At 51.0% G+C, this 20312-nt stretch carries 20 protein-coding genes; 14 read left to right on the forward strand and 6 right to left on the reverse strand.

Features of this window, described 5'->3' with window-relative positions:
* Positions 1–130 precede the first annotated feature (130 nt).
* The 14 genes from HMPREF3047_RS01565 to ylqF all read left to right on the forward strand — a co-directional run bounded on the left by HMPREF3047_RS01565 (position 131) and on the right by ylqF (position 11607).
* Positions 131–751, forward strand: coding sequence for a phosphoribosylanthranilate isomerase (locus HMPREF3047_RS01565; RefSeq protein WP_070712005.1), 621 nt, complete (start codon positions 131–133; stop codon positions 749–751).
* A gap of 36 nt (positions 752–787) precedes the next feature.
* Entirely contained in the window at positions 788–1390 is a 603-nt protein-coding gene (locus HMPREF3047_RS01570) for a DNA glycosylase (protein WP_070712006.1), read from the forward strand.
* A 4-nt stretch (positions 1391–1394) separates the two neighbouring features.
* The gene (locus tag HMPREF3047_RS01575; protein ID WP_070712007.1) at positions 1395–1805 is read left to right on the forward strand and encodes a hypothetical protein; all 411 of its coding nucleotides are present in this window, start codon (positions 1395–1397) and stop codon (positions 1803–1805) included.
* Between the two features lie 111 nt (positions 1806–1916).
* Positions 1917–3119: a tryptophan synthase subunit beta gene (gene trpB, locus HMPREF3047_RS01580; RefSeq protein WP_070584045.1), complete on the forward strand. Its 1203-nt coding sequence runs from the start codon at positions 1917–1919 to the stop codon at positions 3117–3119.
* Between the two features lie 194 nt (positions 3120–3313).
* Positions 3314–4219 carry a DMT family transporter gene (locus HMPREF3047_RS01585; RefSeq protein WP_070584047.1) on the forward strand — a complete coding sequence of 302 codons (906 nt, stop codon included), beginning with the start codon at positions 3314–3316 and terminating at the stop codon, positions 4217–4219.
* A 52-nt stretch (positions 4220–4271) separates the two neighbouring features.
* Positions 4272–5561, forward strand: a complete 1290-nt coding sequence (bioA, locus tag HMPREF3047_RS01590; protein ID WP_070712008.1) for an adenosylmethionine--8-amino-7-oxononanoate transaminase — start codon at positions 4272–4274, stop codon at positions 5559–5561.
* A complete protein-coding gene (gene bioD, locus HMPREF3047_RS01595; RefSeq protein ID WP_070712009.1) occupies positions 5558–6214 on the forward strand; it encodes a dethiobiotin synthase in 657 nt (218 codons plus the stop codon). Before bioA ends, bioD begins: the two co-directional genes overlap by 4 nt.
* Positions 6204–6698, forward strand: a complete 495-nt coding sequence (locus HMPREF3047_RS01600) for a chorismate--pyruvate lyase family protein (RefSeq protein WP_070584052.1) — start codon at positions 6204–6206, stop codon at positions 6696–6698. Before bioD ends, HMPREF3047_RS01600 begins: the two co-directional genes overlap by 11 nt.
* 173 nt (positions 6699–6871) lie before the next feature.
* Positions 6872–7792, forward strand: coding sequence for a 4-hydroxybenzoate octaprenyltransferase (gene ubiA, locus HMPREF3047_RS01605; RefSeq protein ID WP_070712010.1), 921 nt, complete (start codon positions 6872–6874; stop codon positions 7790–7792).
* Between the two features lie 270 nt (positions 7793–8062).
* Positions 8063–8512 carry a PTS IIA-like nitrogen regulatory protein PtsN gene (gene ptsN, locus HMPREF3047_RS01610; protein ID WP_039862228.1) on the forward strand — a complete coding sequence of 150 codons (450 nt, stop codon included), beginning with the start codon at positions 8063–8065 and terminating at the stop codon, positions 8510–8512.
* A 3-nt stretch (positions 8513–8515) separates the two neighbouring features.
* Entirely contained in the window at positions 8516–9478 is a 963-nt protein-coding gene (hprK, locus tag HMPREF3047_RS01615) for an HPr(Ser) kinase/phosphatase (protein ID WP_003747372.1), read from the forward strand.
* Positions 9459–10313, forward strand: a complete 855-nt coding sequence (gene rapZ, locus HMPREF3047_RS01620; RefSeq protein WP_070461625.1) for an RNase adapter RapZ — start codon at positions 9459–9461, stop codon at positions 10311–10313. The genes hprK and rapZ overlap by 20 nt, the downstream gene beginning before the upstream one ends.
* Positions 10314–10347: 34 nt before the next feature.
* Positions 10348–10572: a protocatechuate 3,4-dioxygenase gene (locus HMPREF3047_RS01625; protein WP_070712011.1), complete on the forward strand. Its 225-nt coding sequence runs from the start codon at positions 10348–10350 to the stop codon at positions 10570–10572.
* Positions 10573–10665: 93 nt separating this feature from the next.
* Complete coding sequence (gene ylqF / locus HMPREF3047_RS01630; protein WP_070461623.1) at positions 10666–11607, forward strand: ribosome biogenesis GTPase YlqF; 942 nt, start codon at positions 10666–10668, stop codon at positions 11605–11607.
* Positions 11608–11662: 55 nt separating this feature from the next.
* On the opposite strand, the gene HMPREF3047_RS01635 is transcribed toward ylqF, so the two are convergent.
* The 6 genes from HMPREF3047_RS01635 to HMPREF3047_RS01660 all read right to left on the reverse strand — a co-directional run bounded on the left by HMPREF3047_RS01635 (position 11663) and on the right by HMPREF3047_RS01660 (position 20224).
* Positions 11663–12256 carry a LolA family protein gene (locus HMPREF3047_RS01635; RefSeq protein WP_070461622.1) on the reverse strand — a complete coding sequence of 198 codons (594 nt, stop codon included), beginning with the start codon at positions 12254–12256 and terminating at the stop codon, positions 11663–11665.
* A gap of 58 nt (positions 12257–12314) precedes the next feature.
* On the reverse strand, positions 12315–14537 hold the full coding sequence (locus tag HMPREF3047_RS01640; protein WP_070712012.1) for an NADP-dependent isocitrate dehydrogenase: 2223 nt from the start codon (positions 14535–14537) through the stop codon (positions 12315–12317).
* A gap of 172 nt (positions 14538–14709) precedes the next feature.
* Positions 14710–15912, reverse strand: coding sequence for a beta-ketoacyl-ACP synthase (locus HMPREF3047_RS01645; RefSeq protein WP_070712013.1), 1203 nt, complete (start codon positions 15910–15912; stop codon positions 14710–14712).
* 3 nt (positions 15913–15915) lie between these two features.
* Entirely contained in the window at positions 15916–16434 is a 519-nt protein-coding gene (locus tag HMPREF3047_RS01650) for a hypothetical protein (RefSeq protein WP_070608118.1), read from the reverse strand.
* 97 nt (positions 16435–16531) lie between these two features.
* A complete protein-coding gene (locus tag HMPREF3047_RS01655) occupies positions 16532–17770 on the reverse strand; it encodes an NAD(P)/FAD-dependent oxidoreductase (protein ID WP_070712014.1) in 1239 nt (412 codons plus the stop codon).
* A gap of 135 nt (positions 17771–17905) precedes the next feature.
* Positions 17906–20224 carry an MMPL family transporter gene (locus HMPREF3047_RS01660; RefSeq protein WP_070712015.1) on the reverse strand — a complete coding sequence of 773 codons (2319 nt, stop codon included), beginning with the start codon at positions 20222–20224 and terminating at the stop codon, positions 17906–17908.
* Positions 20225–20312 lie beyond the last annotated feature (88 nt).

The raw sequence follows: 20312 nt of genomic DNA on the forward strand, positions 1-20312 counted from the left end.
GCTGACAGCCGCCAATATTATCGGCTGATGGTTGTTTTAAAGTTTAAGGCCGTTTGCACCTGATATTTCATGTTCAGACGGCCTTAAACTTATATAATATCCAACCCATCTGTTTAAAAAGGCAATCCCCATGAACACCATACGCACCAAAATTTGCGGTATTACCCGACCTGAAGACGCGCTGGCCGCTGCCGAATTGGGCGCGGATGCCATCGGGCTGGTGTTTTACGCCAAGAGTAAACGGGCAGTGAGTATTGAGCAGGCGCAGGCGGTTGTGAAAAATCTGCCGCCGTTTGTATCGGTGGTGGCCTTGTTTGTGAATGAAAACGAGCAAACCATCCGCGAGATTTTGCGTCAGGTGCCGATAGATGTGATTCAGTTTCACGGCGATGAAGACGATGATTTTTGCCGTCGGTTTGACCGCCCGTATTTGAAGGCTGTGCGTGTACAGTCCGCTGCCGATATTCAGACGGCCTGTGCCAAATTCCCGAATGCCCGAGCCTTGCTGTTTGATGCCTATCATCCGACTGAATACGGCGGTACGGGACAAAGTTTCGATTGGACCATGTTGCACGGCACTATCGGCAAACCATGGATACTTGCCGGCGGATTGACTGCGGAAAACGTTGCCGAAGCGGTAAAAATCAGCGGCGCGGCGGCGGTGGATGTGTCCGGCGGCGTGGAAATCTCCGGCGGGGTTAAGAGCAGGGAGAAAATGGCGGCGTTTATTCAAGCAGTAAAGGCCGTCTGAAATTTTGTTTGAATTCAAAGCAACCGGAATACAGATATGCAAGAGCCAATCGTTGAATCCCACCCCTTCGCAGCCTTGTTGCCGCCGCAGGCAACAGTCATGATGATGGGGACGTTTCCGCCTAAAGAAGAAAAACACGCGATGCAGTTTCATTATCCGAATTTTCAAAACGATATGTGGCGTGTGTATGGGTTGGTGTTTTTTGGTGATGCGACGCATTTTCAAAAGCAGGGCGAAAAGGCGTTTGATGCCGATAAAATCAAAGCGTTTTTAAGTGAGAAGGGGATTGCATCCTGTCCGACCGTGTTGAAAGCGATACGCGAACATGGCAATGCTTCGGATAAGTTTTTAAAAGTGATAGAAACCGTCGATTTGGCGGCAGTATTGGCACAAATGCCCGAGTGCCGCCATCTTTGCACCACCGGTGGCAAGGCAACCGAAGTTTTGTTGGAGATTCAGGGCAGCGGCATGAAAATGCCGAAAACCGGAGAAACAGTGCCGTTCCCCTATGCAGGGCGTGAGTTGACCCTGACGCGCCTGCCTTCGACTTCGCGTGCCTATCCTTTGAGTTTGGCGAAAAAAGCGGCGGCATATCGGGCTTTTTTTGAAATGGCTGGATTGACTGTTTTTCAGGAGTAGGGTGATGGACCGTTATGAAATTTCTTTAATGATGTTTATGGCTTTGTGGTGGCTTTTTAATGTCGTCTCAGTGTGGCTGAAGGCCAAACAATGGCATATCAAGGTATTGTTGGGCGGAACGCTTTTGTATGTGATACAAATATCTGCAGTCATTATGTCTGTTAACGGCCTTAATTGGATATTTTTGAACATAAGCACTATAAATACCAATGAGTTGATTATTGCTTTGCTTGTGCTTAACTTTTTGGGTTGGTGGTTGCTGGCACTGTGGTTGGGGATGTTGGTATTAAAACTATGCCTGAGAAGTAAAAACGAAGAACAATATATCGCGCCTCCGTTGGGTACGGCATTAGTTGCAATATCGAGCTGTACGCTGTTATTCCTATTTTGTCTGCTGATATTATTATTCAATTAGTTGCCGACAAGATGAATGGAAAACGGCTATAATTGCTGACAATTTTACTTTCAGACGGCCTTGTACTGAATCAGGCCGTCTGAAACCATAAAACGAACAAGGAAAAATCCCATGAAAAATTATTACGCTCCCGACGAGAACGGCTTTTTCGGCGAACACGGCGGCCTGTACGTTTCCGAAACCCTGATTCCGGCTTTGCAAGAATTGGCAGAAGCCTATAAAGCAGCGAAAGAAGATCCTTCATTTTGGGAAGAGTTCCGCCATGATTTGAAACATTATGTCGGCCGTCCCAGCCCTGTTTACCATGCCGCGCGATTATCCGAGCATTTGGGCGGCGCACAAATCTGGCTGAAGCGTGAAGATTTGAACCACACCGGCGCACACAAAGTCAACAACACCATCGGTCAGGCATTGCTTGCCCGCCGCATGGGCAAAAAACGCGTGATTGCCGAAACCGGCGCGGGTCAGCACGGCGTGGCTTCTGCTACCGTCGCTGCACGCTTCGGCATGACTTGTGACGTGTACATGGGCGCGGACGATATCCAACGTCAAATGCCCAATGTTTTCCGCATGAAATTATTGGGTGCGAACGTGGTCAGCGTTGACAGCGGCAGCCGTACTTTGAAAGACGCAATGAACGAAGCCATGCGCGAATGGGTGGCGCGCGTGGACGACACGTTCTACATCATCGGCACTGCCGCAGGCCCTGCGCCGTATCCTGAAATGGTACGCGATTTCCAATGCGTGATCGGAAATGAAGCCAAAGAGCAAATGTTGGAAGCCATCGGCCGCCAACCTGATGTTGCCGTTGCCTGCGTAGGCGGCGGCTCGAACGCCATCGGTTTGTTCCATCCCTATATCGAAGAAGAAAACGTACGTCTGGTCGGCGTAGAAGCCGGCGGTTTGGGTGTAGATACGCCTGACCACGCCGCGCCGATTACCAGCAAAGCCCCCATCGGCGTATTGCACGGTTTCCGCAGCTATTTGATGCAGGACGAAAACGGTCAAGTCTTGGGTACACACTCCGTTTCAGCAGGCTTGGACTACCCAGGCATCGGCCCGGAACACAGCCATTTGAACGACATCAACCGCGTGGAATACACCGTTGCCAAAGATGACGAAGCACTCGAAGCCTTTGACTTGCTCTGCCGTTTCGAGGGTATTATTCCTGCGCTGGAATCCAGCCATGCCGTTGCTTGGGCGGTGAAAAATGCGCCGAAAATGGGCAAAGACCAAGTGATTTTGGTTAACCTCTCCGGCCGCGGCGATAAAGACATTAATACCGTGGCGAAACTCAAAGGCATTGAGTTGTAAGTCTTATTGATTGAGCAGTAAAGGCCGTCTGAAAAAGCTGGATTTCAGTCTTTCAGACGGCCTTTGTTTCCATAATGATTCAGCGTAGTATTTTATCCGCGCAAACTCTATCAAGTATCGGCGGCTAAGGAAATTTATCCTTCCAAACCGAGCTTGTACGCTTTCTAAACCAATTATTCAATTTATCCATCACCATGAAACATTTAGCAATCCATCTAAAACTATTGGGCATGGCGGCGTTTTGGGGCGCATCTTGGCCGATGGGGCGGATGCTGGGACAGGCGCTGCCGCCTTTAACGGGCGGTATGCTGCGCTTTTTGACGGCGGCAATCTTACTTTTGGGCTGGTTGTTTGCACGGTATCGGTTGCGTACTTTGGCGGTTTTGTCGCGAAAACAATGGCTTGGATTGGCACTGGCGGCGGCATTCGGCGTATTTGGTTTTACCGTATTGTCTATGCTGGGTTTGCAGCGGATTCCTGCTTCGAGGGCGACGGTGTTGGTTACGTTTAATCCTGTGTTGACGATGTTTTTTGCAGCTTTGCTGTTTGGTGAAAAACTCAATGGCAAGATTGTGTCGGGCATATTGTTGGCAGTGGCAGGCTCGATATGGGCGGTCACGCATGGCGAGATTGCGGCATTTTTGTCGGGCGGCGGCATAGGGTGGGGCGAAGTGCTGGTGTTTTGCAGCCTTTGCTGCTTGGTTACTTATACGATGATAGGCAGGGCGGTGTTGCAGGGGATTGATGCGCTGACGGTCACCGTGGCCACCGCTTGGCTGGGTGCAATGATGTTGCTGCCGCCTGCGCTGATTTCAGACGGCCTGCCGTTTGGTATGCTTGCCGAAATGGACGGCAGGGGTTGGTTTGCTTTGATTGGCCTGTCTGTCGGGGCAACGGTCTTGAGCTATGCGTGGTATTTTGAAGGCGTGAAGACTTTGGGCGCGGGCAGCGCTGCGGCGTACATCACTTTGGTGCCGGTATTCGGTATTCTGTGTTCCGCTTGGTTTTTGGGCGAGGCGTTGCATATTTCCTTGGTTGCCGGCTGTTTGGCGGCGGTGGGCGGATTGGCGTTGATGCAGTACGGAAGACGTGCCGTCTGAAAAGGTAAATATGTTATATAATAATGAAACTGATTAAACCATTGTTTTCAACATGTCTGAACATTCCTCCCTGCTCGATTTCGACCGCGACCATCTACTCCATCCCTATACTTCCATGACCGACCCGTTGCCTGTTTATCCGGTGCGCCGTGCGGAGGGCGTGCATATCGAATTGGCGGACGGCACGCGGCTGATTGACGGGATGTCGTCTTGGTGGTGTGCGATACACGGCTACAATCATCCCGTTTTGAATCAGGCGGTTGAGGCGCAGATTAAGCAAATGTCGCATGTGATGTTCGGCGGTTTGACGCACGAGCCGGCGGTGGAGCTGGGCAAGTTGTTGGTCGGGATTTTGCCGCAGGGACTAGACCGTATTTTTTATGCGGACTCGGGGTCGGTTTCGGTGGAAGTCGCGCTGAAAATGGCGGTGCAATACCAGCAGGCACGGGGTTTGACGGCGAAACAGAATATTGCGACGGTGCGGCGCGGGTATCACGGCGATACTTGGAACGCGATGTCCGTCTGCGATCCGGAAACGGGAATGCACCATATTTTCGGCAGCGCTCTGCCGCAGCGTTATTTTGTCGATAATCCGAAAAGCCGTTTCGACGATGAATGGGACGAGGCGGATTTGCAGCCTGTCCGCACTTTGTTTGAAGCGCATCATGCGGATATCGCCGCCTTTATTTTGGAACCGGTCGTGCAGGGCGCGGGCGGCATGTATTTCTATCATCCTCAATATCTTCGAGGATTGCGCGATTTGTGCGACGAATTTGATATCGTGTTGATTTTTGATGAAATCGCCACCGGATTTGGGCGTACAGGCAAGATGTTTGCCTGCGAACATGCGGAGGTCGTGCCGGACATTATGTGTATCGGCAAAGGTTTGAGCGGCGGCTATATGACGCTGGCGGCTGCAATCACTTCGCAAAAAGTTACCGAAATAATTTCTCGCAGCGAAGCGGGCGTGTTCATGCATGGGCCGACGTTTATGGCAAACCCGCTGGCGTGTGCCGTAGCCTGCGCTTCGGTCAAACTGCTTTTGTCCCAAGATTGGCAGGCAAATATCCGCCGCATCGAAAGCATCTTAAAAGGCCGTCTGAAAGCTGCGTGGGACATTCGCGGTGTGAAAGATGTTCGCGTTTTGGGTGCTATCGGGGTGATTGAGCTGGAAAAAGGCGTGGATATGGCGCGTTTTCAAGCGGATTGCGTGGCGCAGAGCATTTGGGTGCGCCCATTCGGCAGGCTGGTGTACCTCATGCCGCCTTACATCATTTCAGACGACCTCTTGACCGAACTTGCCGACAAAACCGTACAAATCTTGAAGGAATACAGCAAATGAAAGGCGTTTACTTCGTCAGCGGCATAGACACGGACATCGGCAAAACCGTCGCCACCGGCGTATTGGCAAAACAATTATTGCAGCAGGGCAAAAGCGTGATCACGCAAAAGCCCGTGCAAACCGGTTGCCAAAACATCGCCGAGGACATCGCCGTCCACCGCAAAATCATGGGCATACCCATGCAGGAAGCCGACAAACAAGGGCTGACCATGCCCGAAATCTTCAGCTATCCAGCCTCGCCCCATCTCGCCGCCCGTCTTGACGGCAGGGCTTTGGATTTGGACAAAATCCGTACCTCCACTCAAGAGTTGGCGACGCAATACGAAATCGTCTTGGTCGAAGGCGCGGGCGGATTGATGGTTCCGCTGACGGAAAATCTGTTGACCATTGATTATATCCGTCAGCAAGGCTATCCCGTCATCCTCGTTACCAGTGGACGGCTCGGTAGCATCAACCACACCCTGCTCAGCTTTTCCGCGCTCAAACAATACGGTATCAGCTTGTATAGCCTGATTTTCAACCATATTCACGACAGCAAAGATGAAACCATTGCAGGCGATACCTTGGAATATCTTAAAGGCCGTCTGAAAGATGAGTTTCCTGAAGCCAAATGGCAGGAGTTGGCCAAAACAGAGGTGGTAAATGGCGTTTGATATACCGCGTGGCACACTTTGTTCATATGCCGAAGCTTCAAGTCTTCTACCGTCTAAGGCCGAACCTTTGCTGACCGTTTCTTCGCTAACCGCTGCGTTGCGCGCTTCAGGTAAGGATTTTTCAGTCGAGCCAGTGTATTTGGGTTTGACGAAGGGAGCAGAAAACGGAGACGAAATCTTTGTGCGCGATGTTTTGCTCAAACTGGACGGCGAAACAGTGATACAAGCCAGAAGCGCGTGCCGGCCGGATAGCCGTCTATGGACAGAATTATTGGATTGCGGAACGCAGCCTTTGGGCGAGCGCCTGTTTGACGGTACATTGCCGTTGAAGCGTTCGGATTTTGAGTTTCTTCGTTTTGACGATTTAGACCATCCGTCTTTCAGACGGCCTATTACTGCGCGCCGTTCGTATTTCGATTGGAATGGCGAAACATTGGAATTAACAGAATATTTCTTATTGAAATTAATAGATTTATACCGCTAAGGCTGTCTGAAAATAAAACCAATTACCGATGTTTGTCATAATTCTGATATAATACAATAAATTAAATTGTTAAGATCTGTTTAATTTCAGACGGCAATACATTATAATAAGAGCTAAGGCTCTAAAAAACCGTTCCTTCCGAATCGACACATAAACAACGACACATTACATCAATGAACATAAGGCGATTTTTCCTACAATTTTTACCGCGTTACGCTGTCGGACGGATGGTGATATACGCCAAACTGATGCGTATCGACAAACCTATTGGCACACTGCTTTTGCTGTGGCCGACTTATTGGGCATTGTGGATTGCGTCTAAAGGTGTTCCCGACGCGGATATTTTTATTGCCTTTAGCGCAGGCACATTTTTGATGCGCAGCGCAGGTTGCGTGGTGAATGACTTTGCCGACCGCAATTTTGACGGTGCAGTAGAGCGCACCAAAAACCGCCCGTTTGCCAAAGGTTTGGTTTCTAAAATCGAAGCGCTGCTTTTGACCGTCATGCTGTGTCTGATGGCGGCTTTATGCTTGGTGCAGCTCAACCGCTTTACTTGGCTGATGAGCCTTCCGGCCTTGTTCCTTGCCATCACATATCCCTTTACCAAACGCTTTTTCCCGTTGCCGCAGTTTTATTTAGGACTGGCATTTTCGTTCGGCATTCCTATGGCCTTTGCCGCCGTGCAAGGCCGAGTGCCTCCCGAAGCATGGCTAATGTTTACCGCCAATGCCTTATGGACGCTGGCTTACGACACGATTTATGCCATGGCGGACAAAGAAGACGATTTGAAAATCGGCATTAAAACTTCGGCAATCACATTTGGCCATCACGACATTACCGCCTCTATGCTTTGTCATTTTTGGTTTACCGTATTGATGGCGGTATTGGGTATCAAAATCGGTGCAACTTGGCCGTATTGGTTGATATTGCCGATAACTGTTTATTGGCAGTATCAGCAATATGTTGTCATCCGTACGCGCAATCGCCAGTTGTGCTTCCAAACGTTTTTGGCCAACAACCGCATCGGTTTGGCGTGGTTTTGCGGATTGGTCTGCCATTATTTCTGGGTATTTTTGGTTTCCAAACTGTTTTAAAAAAACTAGGTTGAGGCCGTCTGAAAAGAAAGGGAAAAGGGGTATGCCAGGCATACCCCTTTTCATTTGAATCATAGTTTGGCTAATGATAGAATTTTTACTTTAAATTCAATATAAGCAAACAGTTGGATTATTTTTAGCTCGTTAAAAAATATCAAAAATAACATGGAAAATGTTAGCAGGGCGAGTGTAAATTACGCCTTCAGGATTGAGATTTGCATCGACAATCGGTACAATCCCATTGTTTTGCGACATTTAAAAGAGATACACATGAGCCTGATCGGCGAAATTTTACCTTTGTCCCATATCGTTTTGGATTTGGAAGTCAGCAGCAAAAAGCGTCTGTTTGAAGAGGCTGCACAGCTGCTGGAGAATGAAGCAGAATTACCGAATACCAACGTGTTCGACTGCCTGTTTGCCCGTGAAAAGCTTGGCTCGACCGGTTTGGGGCAGGGGGTGGCGATTCCTCACGGCCGTCACGCATGCGTGAAAAAAGCCACCGGTGCGTTTATCCGCACCAAAGAGCCGGTTGCCTTTGATGCGCCTGACGGTAAACCTGTTTCCCTGATTTTCATCCTGCTTGTGCCTGAAAACGCTACCGGCGAACATTTGGAAGTCTTGTCCAAACTGGCCGGCAGATTCTCTCAAAAAGCCATCCGTGAAGCATTAATGGCCGCAACTTCTGCCGAAGAAGTACGCACACTTCTGACCGAAGAGTAATTCATGCCCAGCATATCCGTCCGCCGCCTGTTTTCCGACAATCAGCACAAACTCGAACTTGCTTGGGCTGCCGGCAATTCTGGCGCGGACAACCGTATCGGTGTCGAAGCCGATAAACCCGTCTTGGCCTTGGTCGGCCACTTAAACTTTATCCATCCCAACCAAATTCAAGTTGTCGGCGTAGCTGAAGCCGAATATTTGCGCCGCTTGGAGTCGGGCGAGCTCAACTACGATTTCGGAGAGCTTTTCGACATCCCCATGTCTTTGGTCATTGTCGCCAACGGCTTGCCGGTATCGCCCAAATTGCGCGATTATTGCCATACCAACAGTATCCCCTTGCTGACTTCCAAACAGGAAAGCCCGCACCTGATGGACGTTTTGCGGATTTATCTGCAACGGACATTGGCAACTTCCACCATCAAGCACGGCGTATTTTTGGATGTATTTGAAGTGGGCGTACTCATTACCGGACAATCCGGCTTGGGTAAGAGCGAATTGGCATTGGAGCTGATTTCGCGCGGCCACAGCCTGATTGCCGATGATGCGGTCGAACTTTTCCGTACCGGCCCGGAAATGCTGGAAGGCCGTTGCCCGCCTATGCTGCGTGATTTCCTCGAAGTACGCGGTTTGGGCATACTTAATATCCGCCATATTTTTGGCGAAACCTCTATCCGTCCGAAAAAAATCCTCCAGCTGATTATCAATTTGGTTCCGGCCGACGACGGATATATGAAACAACTTGATCGATTGAGCATCCGTACCGAAACAGAATCTATCCTCAACGTCAGCGTCCGTTCCGTTACCCTGCCTGTTGCAATCGGTCGAAACTTAGCAGTATTGGTTGAAGCTGCAGTACGCAATTACATCCTTCAATTGCGTGGTAAAGACAGCACCAAAGAATTTCTCGAACGTCACCAAACACAACTCAAAGAAAACGAACAAAATCATGAAAATCGTCCTGATTAGCGGCTTATCCGGCTCGGGAAAGTCCGTAGCTCTTAAGCAGCTCGAAGATTTGGGCTATTACTGTGTCGATAATCTTCCCTTGGAAATGCTTCCATCATTGGTTTCACTCCATATCGAACGGGCCGATGAAACCAAACTCGGTGTCAGCGTTGATATCCGTTCCCGTATTAATATCCAAGAAGCGCAAGAGCAAATCCAATATTTGCGTGACGAAGGACATCAGGTTGAAGTCCTGTTTGTTGAAGCAGAAGAGGGTGTTTTGGTTCGCCGCTTCTCAGAAACCCGACGTGGACACCCTTTGTCTGGTCAAAACCTGACTTTGTTGGAAAGCCTGCAAAAAGAACGCGAGTGGCTCTTTCCGCTTAGAGACATCGCATATTGCATCGATACGTCCAAAATGAATGCTCAGCAGCTGCGTTATGCTGTGCAACAATGGCTCAATATTGAACGTGTCGGTTTGCTGGTCATTCTTGAATCCTTTGGTTTCAAATATGGCGCTCCCAATAATGCCGACTTTATGTTTGATATGCGCAGCCTGCCCAATCCGTATTACGATCCGGAATTACGCCCCTTTACTGGCATGGACAAACCTATTCAAGATTATTTGGGCCAGCAGCCGTTGGTTCAAGAAATGGTTGATGACATCGACCATTTTATTAGCCGCTGGTTGCCGCGCCTGCAACAAGAGAGCCGCAGTTATGTGACGATTGCCATCGGTTGTACCGGCGGTCAGCACCGCTCCGTTTATGTTGTGGAAAAACTGGCCGAGCGCCTCAAAGGCCGTTATGAACTCCTTGTCCGCCACCGTCAGGCTCAAAGCTTGGCAGGACGCTAACTTGCCGTTTCAGACGGCCTCAAAGGAAGAAACCATGAAAAAAATCAGTCTGACCGCATTATCCTTGCTTATCTTGACCGCCTGCGCGACAGAGCCTGTCACTGCTTACCGTTGGCATCGTACCGGCGCGAGCGAAGCTGAAGTTTCCCGCCAAATCAATACTTGCAAATCGCAAGTCCAAAATAGAAATACATACAAGATGTTCGAGCAATGTATGGATGAAGCAGGTTATTACAGCTATGAACATGGCAATCTCTAAATCCGGATTGACCGATTATCCAAATACCGAGGCCGTCTGAAAAAAAATGATTGTTCAGACGGCCTCAGATACGAATAGAAAGAACAAAAAGACATGGCTATCCAATGGTTTCCCGGCCACATGAACAAGGCAAAAAAAGCCATTGCCGAACGCATTAAAAGCGTTGATATGGTGATTGAGATGTTAGACGCGCGTATGCCTGCTTCCAGCGAAAACCCTTTGCTTGCCCAGTTGTCCAAAGGCAAGCCAAAACTCAAAATCTTAAACAAGCAAGATCTTGCCGATCCCGAGCGTACCAAAGTTTGGCTCGAACACTACAACAGCCGCCAAGATACCCGCGCCATTGCGCTTGATTCTTCCGAAACCGGCGCTCATGGCAAAATTACCCAAGCCTGCCGCGCCATGATTCCGCATCGCCAAGGTATCGAGAAGCCGCTACGTGTCCTGATTTGCGGCATTCCCAACGTCGGCAAATCCACCTTGATTAACGGCATGATCGGCAAAAAATCTGCCAAAACCGGTAACGAACCCGGTATTACCAAAGCCGAACAACGCCTTTTCCTTGCAGACGATTTCTGGCTTTACGATACCCCCGGTATGTTGTGGCCGAAAATTATCGTCGAAGAAGGCGGCTACAACCTTGCGGCCGGCGGTGCAGTCGGACGCAACGCACTGGACGAAGAAGAAGTAGCGCTTGAGCTTTTGGATTACCTCCGCCGCCATTATCTGGCCCTGTTGCAAGAGCGCTATCAAGCCGACAAAGATCCAAGCAGCCATTGGGACGATACTTCTTGGCTGGAGTGGATTGCCAAAAAACGCGGTGCGGTTTTGAGCGGCGGACGGGTCAACTACCAAAAGGCTGCTGAAAATATCCTGACCGATTTCCGCGAAGGAAAAATCGGCAGAATCACGCTGGAAACGCCAAACCAATGGGAGGCTTGGCTGAAAAAAGCCAGACAGAAAGAGGCCGAACTTAAAGCCATTCGCGAAGCCAGAAAGGCGGAACGAAAAGGGCAACAGCCTTCTGCCGATTAATATAAAAGGCCGTCTGAAATCTATTTTCAGACGGCCTTTTGTTGGAATAGGCAATTTAGAGGGCGGTACGGCTGAAGCTGTCCAGGGCTTTATCAGTTTGGATTTGGTTGAACTGCATGATGGTTTTGTCGCCTTGCTTTTCGTCTAATTCGATTTTACGTACCAGCGTATCGCCGTTGATTTCGATACGGTTGAAGATTTGACGGGTAATGGCGGTTTTCGGAGTTAAGGTCAACGTCCATTTTTTCTCGTTGCCGTTTAATTTCAAATCAAATTGTTTTTCCAGGCCTTGGGTATTGCCGCCCAAAAGGTCGAGGAAGAGTTTGATTTGGCGGCTTTGGCCGTTGAGCTTGCTGGCATTTGGGTTGACCCATTGGCTGCCGTTCCATTGCATGATGCCGTCTGAACGCACGCGCAGGGTGGTTTCAAATGGTTTTTGCATTTTCCAGAGCAGGCCTTTTTGTGGGACAAGGGTAAAGCTGCCGCTGGTGGTCATGGGTTTGCTGAGGGATTTAAGCTGGCGTTGTTGGACAAAATTGCCTTGCACGTTTTGCGGTTTTTGCAGGGTTTGTGCCAATTCGGCAGGGGAAAATGCCCACAAAGCCGGAGCGCTGATGAGGAGAGTAAGAGAAAGAATGTTTTTTTTCATTGTGCTTCCATAAGGTTTGAGGCCGTCTGAAAATTCAGACGGCCTTTTATTGCTTTAATTATAAGGCTGACAAGGCCTGATTAAAGGTTGCGCTTGGACGCATCGCTTGTGCCGCTTTTTCAGGATTGGCTGCGTAGTAGCCGCCGATGTCGACCGCTTTGCCTTGTACGGCAGAGAGTTCTTCAACGATTTTGGCTTCGTCGGCAGTCAAAGCGGCTGCCAATGGAGCAAATGCGGCTTTCAGTTCGGCATCTTTGTCTTGCGCCGCCAATTCTTGCGCCCAGTAGAGGGTGAGGTAGAAATGGCTGCCGCGGTTGTCGAGTTCGCCTGCTTTGCGTTTAGGCGATTTGTCGTTCAACAGCAGTTTTTCGGTGGCTGCATCCAAAGTGTCGGCGAGGACTTGGGCTTTGGCGTTGCCGGTTTTTTGCGCCAGATGTTCAAACGATACGGCGAGTGCGAGGAATTCGCCCAAAGAGTCCCAACGTAAGTGGTTTTCTTCGAGGAATTGTTGAACATGTTTCGGTGCAGAACCGCCCGCGCCGGTTTCAAACATACCGCCGCCATTCATCAATGGAACGATAGACAGCATTTTCGCGCTGGTACCCAGTTCCAAAATTGGGAACAAGTCGGTCAGGTAGTCGCGCAGGACGTTGCCGGTTACCGAGATGGTGTCTTCGCCGTTTTTCAGACGGCCCAAGCTGAATTTAGCGGCTTCTTCAGGAGCGAGGACGCGGATGTCGAGGCCGTCGGTATCCAGTTCGGCAAGGTAGGCTTTGACCTTGGCGAGCAGGCTCTTGTCGTGCGGACGGTTTTCATCGAGCCAGAACACGGCTGGTGTATTGCTCAGACGGGCGCGGTTGACGGCAAGTTGTACCCAGTCTTTAACCGGAGCGTCTTTGGTTTGGCACATACGCCAGATGTCGCCGGCTTCAACGTCGTGTTGCATCAGGACATTACCTGCTGCATCAATGACTTGAACTTGGCCGTCGGCTTCGATTTCAAAAGTTTTGTTGTGCGAACCGTATTCTTCGGCTGCTTGCGCCATCAGGCCGACGTTAGGAACGGTACCCATTGTTGTCGGATCGAATGCGCCGTGTTCGCGGCAGAAATCGATGGTTGCTTGGTAAACGCCGGCATAGCTGCTATCCGGAATCACGGCTTTGGTGTCTTGCGCTTTGCCGTCTTTATCCCACATACGGCCGGAATTACGAATCATCGCAGGCATAGAAGCATCGACGATGACATCGCTGGGAACGTGCAGGTTGGTGATGCCTTTGTCGGAATCAACCATGGCCAAATCAGGGTTGGCGGCGTAAACGGCAGCGATTTCAGCTTCAACGGCTGCGCGGGTGTCCGCATCCAGTTTGTCCAGATTGGCAAGCAGGTTGCCGAAACCGTTGTTGACGTTGACACCAGCGGCAGCCAGTTTGTCGCCGAATTTTTCAAAGACGGGCGCGAAGAACACTTTGACGGCGTGTCCGAAGATAATCGGGTCGGACACTTTCATCATGGTAGCTTTCATGTGCAGCGAGAACAATACGCCTTTTGCCTTCGCGTCTTTTACTTGTTCGGCAAGGAAGGCGAGCAGGGCTTTTTTGCTCATCACGGTCGCGTCGATGATTTCGCCGGCTTTCAGGGCGACGGGCTCGCGCAGCTCTTTTTTGTTGCCTTGTTTGTCGGTGAACACGATGGATACGGAAGTCGCTTCAGGTACGGTAACGGATTGTTCGTTATGGAAAAAGTCGCCGCTTTGCATGGTGGCAACGTGGGTTTTGGAATCTTTGGTCCATGCGCCCATGCTGTGCGGATGTTTTTTCGCAAAGTTTTTCACTGCTTTAGGCGCACGACGGTCGGAGTTGCCTTCACGCAGGACAGGGTTTACCGCGCTGCCTTTGATGCGGTCGTAGCGTTCGCGTACGGCTTTTTCTTCATCGGTTTGAGGGTCAGCAGGATAGTCGGGAACGGCAAAGCCTTTAGACTGCAATTCTTTAATCGCGGCCGTCAGTTGAGGTACGGATGCGCTGATGTTCGGCAGTTTGATTACGTTTGCATCGGGTTGTTTAACCAGTTCGCCCAATTCGGCAAGCGCATCAGGTACGCGCTGCGCTTCGGTCAGGTATTCTGGAAACGCCGCCAAAATACGGCCGGAGAGAGAAATGTCGCTGGTTTTGACATCAATATCGGCGTGGCGGGGAAACGCCTGCACGATTGGCAACAGGGATTGAGTGGCCAATGCAGGAGCTTCGTCGGTGTAGGTATAGATAATGGTGGATTTAGTCATGGGATTATTCTCTATGTAGGTTAAGTTTTTCTTTTCGGGCACATCGCGAGAAGAAACGTGCTAAGCCTATTATGGCATATTTCGGCGGATTTGGTTGTTGTTTTGATGTTATTGTTTTTTAAGTTGCGGAAAAGAAAAAGGCCGTCTGAAAAGACAGCCTAAATATAAGGACTTATCCGATAATCAAAACGGCATTGCTGCCGCCGAAGGCAAATGACGAGCTGGCGGCAATGCGTTTTTCAAACGGCCAGCGGCTGTTTTCGTCGGTCAAAGCGATGTTGGGCAGCTCGGAATCGGGTACGTTGTCCCATTGTTGGGGCGGCAGTTTACCTTCCGGATTGTATTGGCGGTTGGCCATCAACCAGGCAAACGCGGCTTCGATCGCACCGGCTGCACCCAAAGTATGACCGGTGGACGGCTTGGTTGACGTGCAAAGGGTGTGGCTGCCAAACACTTCGGCAACGGCTCGGCTTTCCATGCTGTCGTTGTGTTGCGTGCCGGTGCCGTGCAGATTGATCCAGCCGATGTCTTCCGCTTTCAAACCGACTTTATCTAAAGCGGCTTGAAAGGATTGGGCTGCACCCAAACCATCGGGGCGGGGAGAAGACATATGGTAGGCATCACTGCTTGCGCCGTAGCCGAGCAACTGCATTTCGCCGTCAAAATCTGCATCGCGCGTCATCACGAAAAATGCGGCCGCTTCGCCGATATTGATGCCGTTGCGGTTGGCAGAAAAAGGCTTGGCGATGCCGTCTGAAAGCACTTCCAAAGAGGCAAAACCATTAATCGTCAGCGGAGAAAGCGTATCCGCGCCGCCGCAAATCACGGCATCACACAATCCGGCACGAAGCAATCGGGCTGCGCTGATGAGGGCGCGTGCGCCGGAAGTGCAGGCGGTGGAGACGGTATAGCGCAAGCCGTCCAAACCGTAAACTTGGGCGATAAATTCGGAGGGCGAAGCCATGGTGTGTTGCAGCTGTTTGAATGGAACATCCGCCCATGCACCGCCTTCGACAACGTGTTGGAACAAAGGGATATTTTCGTCTGCGCCACTGGTGGATGTACCGGTCACGACAGCGACCCTTTCTTTGCCGTAACGGGCAATGGCCGTCTGAATCAGTCCGTCTATTTGCGAAAGCGCGTGCAGGATAAGCTGGTTGTTGCGGCTGCGATGCGCTTCGGGAATGCTGTCGGGCAGAGGCATCAGGGTTTCTTTGACTGCACCAAAAGCATGCGTTTTGCCTTTTACCCATTGGTCTGAAAAAGTCAGGGGTGTGTTTTCAGACGGCGTGAGTAAGGAATCGGCATGAACTTGCAAGCCGCTGCCCAATGCGCTGGTCAGTGCCGGACGGCTGAGATAAACAGGAGTATTCATGAATTAGTCTTCTGCAATCGGGCTGACCGTCCAGAAAGTTTGGTCGGGGAAGCCGATGAGGAATTGTTCGGAATGGTGGGCGACACACCACAAATCACGCTCGCGGTAGCTAAACACCGCGCCTTTGCCGTCAGGGCAGAAGCCTTGATGGGTGGCATTTTGTTGGCGGGCTTCAGGGTAAAGCGTGGCGGCGTGTTCGGCGGCCAAAAGCGGCAACAAGGCGGCAAACAGTCGGCGCGAACTGGCATTTGGCATCACAAAGCCGTCATTTTTCCAGCCTTTGGTGCTGACCGATTGACGCGATACCGGCGCACCCAGTGCATCGGTTTGGACAAAGCGGATGCCGTCTGAATGAGGCTCGACTGCCAAGAGATTGGTTTGAACGGTTTGCCCCGCCGCATTGGTCTGCTCAAGTTTGAACCATTGACCTTCTTTGGAAAGCGGCGGCAGCGTTTGCGGATGGGGGAGCGAGGTCGCGCATGCAGAAAGCAGCAGTGCGGCAAGCAAAGGGATAAATCGCATAAGATTTTATCTATCGGTCAAAATATTTAATGGTATGGATGAAGTTTCAGACGGCCAGTTCTGTTCTCAGGCTTGGCCGTCTGAAAGGCATTCGTCCTTATTCTACCTTCAAATCGCCCACCAATGCGGCAAGTGTGGACAAGCGTTGCTCGGATTTTTCCACGAATGGATTGTTCGTGTCCCAAGCGTAGCCTGCCAGAATAGATGAAATCATACGGCTGATTTCAGGGCTGCGGTTAGGCGCGTAGATGGCATTTTGGAAGCGGAAATCGTACCAACCGTTTACATAAGTGCGGAATGCGTTCACGCCGATCATCAGTTGGTCGGCAAATTCGGTTTGCCAATCGACGGCTTCGCCTTTGAGCTGTTTGCCCAACAAATCGGCAGCCAGTTTGGCAGAGTGCAGGGCAATGGTTACACCGGAGGAGAAGACTGGATCGAGGAATTCGGCGGCGTTGCCCAAAAGGGCGAAATGTTTGCCGTATAAGGTTTTCACGTTGGCGGAATAGCCTTGGATAGAGCGGAACGGGAAGTCGTTTTCCCAAACGGCTTTATCCAAAATTTCCGCCAGCATCGGGCATTCGTACACAAATTTTTTCAACACGGCTTCTGATTCGCCGGCCAGTTTGTCGGGCGTGCCGACAACGCCGATGGAGCAGCGGTTGTCGCCGAAAGGAATCAGCCAAATCCAGACATCGCGATGTTCAGGATGCGTGTTGATCAGGATTTTGTTGCGGTCGAATTTCGGGCTGGTGATGTTATCGTCGATATGCGTGAAGTGGGCTTGGCGCGGAGGCAGATCGGACGGGCTTTCCAAGTCCAAAAGGCGGGGCAGGACACGACCGTAACCGCTGGCATCCAAAACGAATTTGGCAGTCAGTTCATAGTTTTCGCCTGTATCGGTTGCAACGCTCAAACGTGCCACATCGCCGCTGTTGTCAAATGCGGTTACGCCATGTCCGAAGCGGACATCGACGCCTTGTTTTGCCGCTTCATCAATCAGGATTTTGTCGAAGATGCCGCGGCGCACTTGATAAATAGTACCGGGGCCGTCTGAAAATTTTTCAGTAAAGTTGAAATCTGTGTAACGGCTGCCCCATGAAAACGCAGCGCCATCTTTAAATTGAAAGCTGGGCTCGGCATGCACTGCATCGGCAAAACCGGCTTCTTCCAACATTTCCATGCAATGCGGTAGCAGGCTTTCGCCGATGACAAAGCGCGGGAAATGTTGTTTTTCCAATACGCAAACTTTAAAGCCTTGTTTGTTCAGCAAAGCGGAAGCAACCGAACCTGAAGGGCCTGCGCCGATAACGGCAACGTCAAATTCTACAGACATTTAAAAATACCTTTGATTTTAATGATAAAAAAATGTTTAAACTATCGTCTGAAGTTTTTCAGACGGCCTCTTACAACGTGACGATAGAAGTTGAAACAAAATATCGCCTTAATTTCAATCGTCTTTATCTTTTGTCTAATTTTTCAACAATGTGCCTGCCAGCCAAATATTGAATGCCACACCGATGGTAACTGTCATGCCGAACGCGGCAACGGCGGGCGTGCTGCTGATGGCGAGCAGGGCAAAGGAAATGGCTGTCGTCGCGGCGGCAAGCAGCATACCGCCTAATTTTGCCGGCGCGCTGTGATGTGCAGTGGCGGCATAGACGGCATAGTCCACGCCGATGGCGGACACTAAAAGCAGGCCGAACATGGCAAACAGGCTGACGGGAATCCCGGCCAAACCGAGTACGGCAACGGTGCAGATGGCGGCGGCCAGCGGCACGGCAAGGATTTTGCTGCCGCGTTTGAAACCAAACATTTTCCACAAGAGCAGCCATGCCAACGCATAGGAAGCCAGTTTCAACCATGCGGCCTGATTGCGCGTGTGGTGGAAAAGCTCGTTTAAGTGGGCGCGTTTGTCTGCACAATGTATGCCGGAGACGTGTTGCGCCACGGCGCGTACGGCGGCTTCATCGGTCATGCCGTTCAAACGCACGATGGCAGCAAAACGGCCTGGTTCCACTTCGCCCAAATACAAGGAACGCCAAGCTTCTGCCAAATCGGTATTCAGGCCGTCTGAAAGCGACAATGGTTGCGTATCGGCAGCTTGCAGCAGGGCATCGCGCACGGTTTTGCGCGGAATACCGATTTCTGTGAGCGGTTTCCAGCTATCAGGCAACTTGGTCAATTCGCGCAGGCGGTTTTGCAGTTTTTGCTGTTCCGTTGTCGGCAGGATGAATTGGTCGGGCGATTGGATGCCGGACAGTTTGCCTTGCGCGATTAAGGGCTGCAGGGCGCGGCCGAGTTCGGCAGTTTTCTTCAACAGGGCATCTTCGCTTTGTGCTTCGGCCACCAAATATTTGCCGCCAAAATCTGTGCCGCTCAACTGGCCGATTTGTTGTACCTCGGCCAACATCGCGGTCGGCATATTGACCCATTGACGGATGTCGTCACGCCAGTCGCTGCTCCACAGTCCGACTGCCAGCAAAATTCCGCCCACGATTAACCAGCCGCGTTTGTGCAGGCGGTTTTTCAGACGGCCTGACAAGGAATAGAGCTTTTCGGTTAATGCGGCAAAAGGCACGGTTTTGGCACGGTAGCGGCGAAACAGCGGCGGCAGCCATAAAACGGTGGCACCAAACGCGCCAAATAAAGCGAAGCCTGAAAATACGGCGGTTTGGCGCAATACAGGCAAAGGGGTAAACCACAGCAGCGCATAGCCCAAGACGGTAATTGTCAGGCTGACGGCAAAACTTGGCAAGACATGTTTCATTGCCGATTCAGCCTGCCAAACGGTCTTTTCAGACGGCCCAAATACCGACGGCGCAAGCCAGTGCAACGGGAAATCCACCAACATACCCACCAAGCTGGTGCCGATGACGATGGTCAGGATATGCACTTCGCCGAAGGTTAATAACGCAACTGCCAATCCGGTCAACATACCGGCTGCCAGCGGCAAGGACAGCAAAAATACGCGGCCGCTGCGGAAGACCCACAAAAGCAGCGCAAAGGTCAGTCCAAGTCCGACCATACTCATCAGCCGACTTTCTTTTTCTGCGGCTGCTTTGGATACGGCGGCGAACAATGCGCCACCTGCACTTAAGGTTTCTGCGCCGTTTTCCGAAGCGATTTGACGGCTTTGCGCCATCAGCGGCAAGAGGGCATCGTTGCCGGAAAATTGATCGCTGCCGGCGAGCCGTCCGCGCAAAAATACCCAAGTTTTGCCTTTGTCTTCGGCAAACAGCATGCCGTTGTCCATGTCCCACTGTAAACGGCTTTGCGGATTGGCCTTGTCGGCAACAAAGCGTCCGAAGCCCAGCCAGTCTTGTTCTAAAGACAAAGGCGAGGGGGCAGCAAACGGATTGGCCGCGGCTTCTGCCCGAGCCTGAAAATAGGCTTGCGGCTGCTCAAACAGCAGGCGTATTTCGTCTTGCGGCAAAACTGCCAAACTCAGCTTCTGCATATCCACCCGCACTTTATCCAAATTCGGCGTCATGCTGCTGTCGACTTGTTCAAATACGCCGCTTTTGCGCCATGTGTCGGCAATTTGTGCGGTCGTCTGAAAAGCGGTTTCGGCATCGGTACTGCCTGCAAGCAAAATAACTTGTGAATTGAGCTGCGCTTCTGCGGCTTTATCTGCTGCCGTCAGTAAGGCATCGGGTTGCTGCTCGCTTGGCAACAATGCGGTCAAATCGGTTTGGATGCGCGCTTGTGAGGCAAAGGCATAAACCAAAAACAGGGTAAGAAACAGGATAAGGGCAGTATAGAGGCGGTTTAGGAGGCGAAGATTCATCGTTCAGACGGCCTTTTGCAAATGCTGCTGTTGGTGTGTGGAATAAGTAAAAGTGCAGTAAATTAAATCAGATTATTATTATTTTGTC

The organism is Neisseria sp. HMSC075C10 (assembly GCF_001815615.1).
Taxonomy (GTDB): Bacteria; Pseudomonadota; Gammaproteobacteria; order Burkholderiales; family Neisseriaceae; genus Neisseria; species Neisseria subflava_A.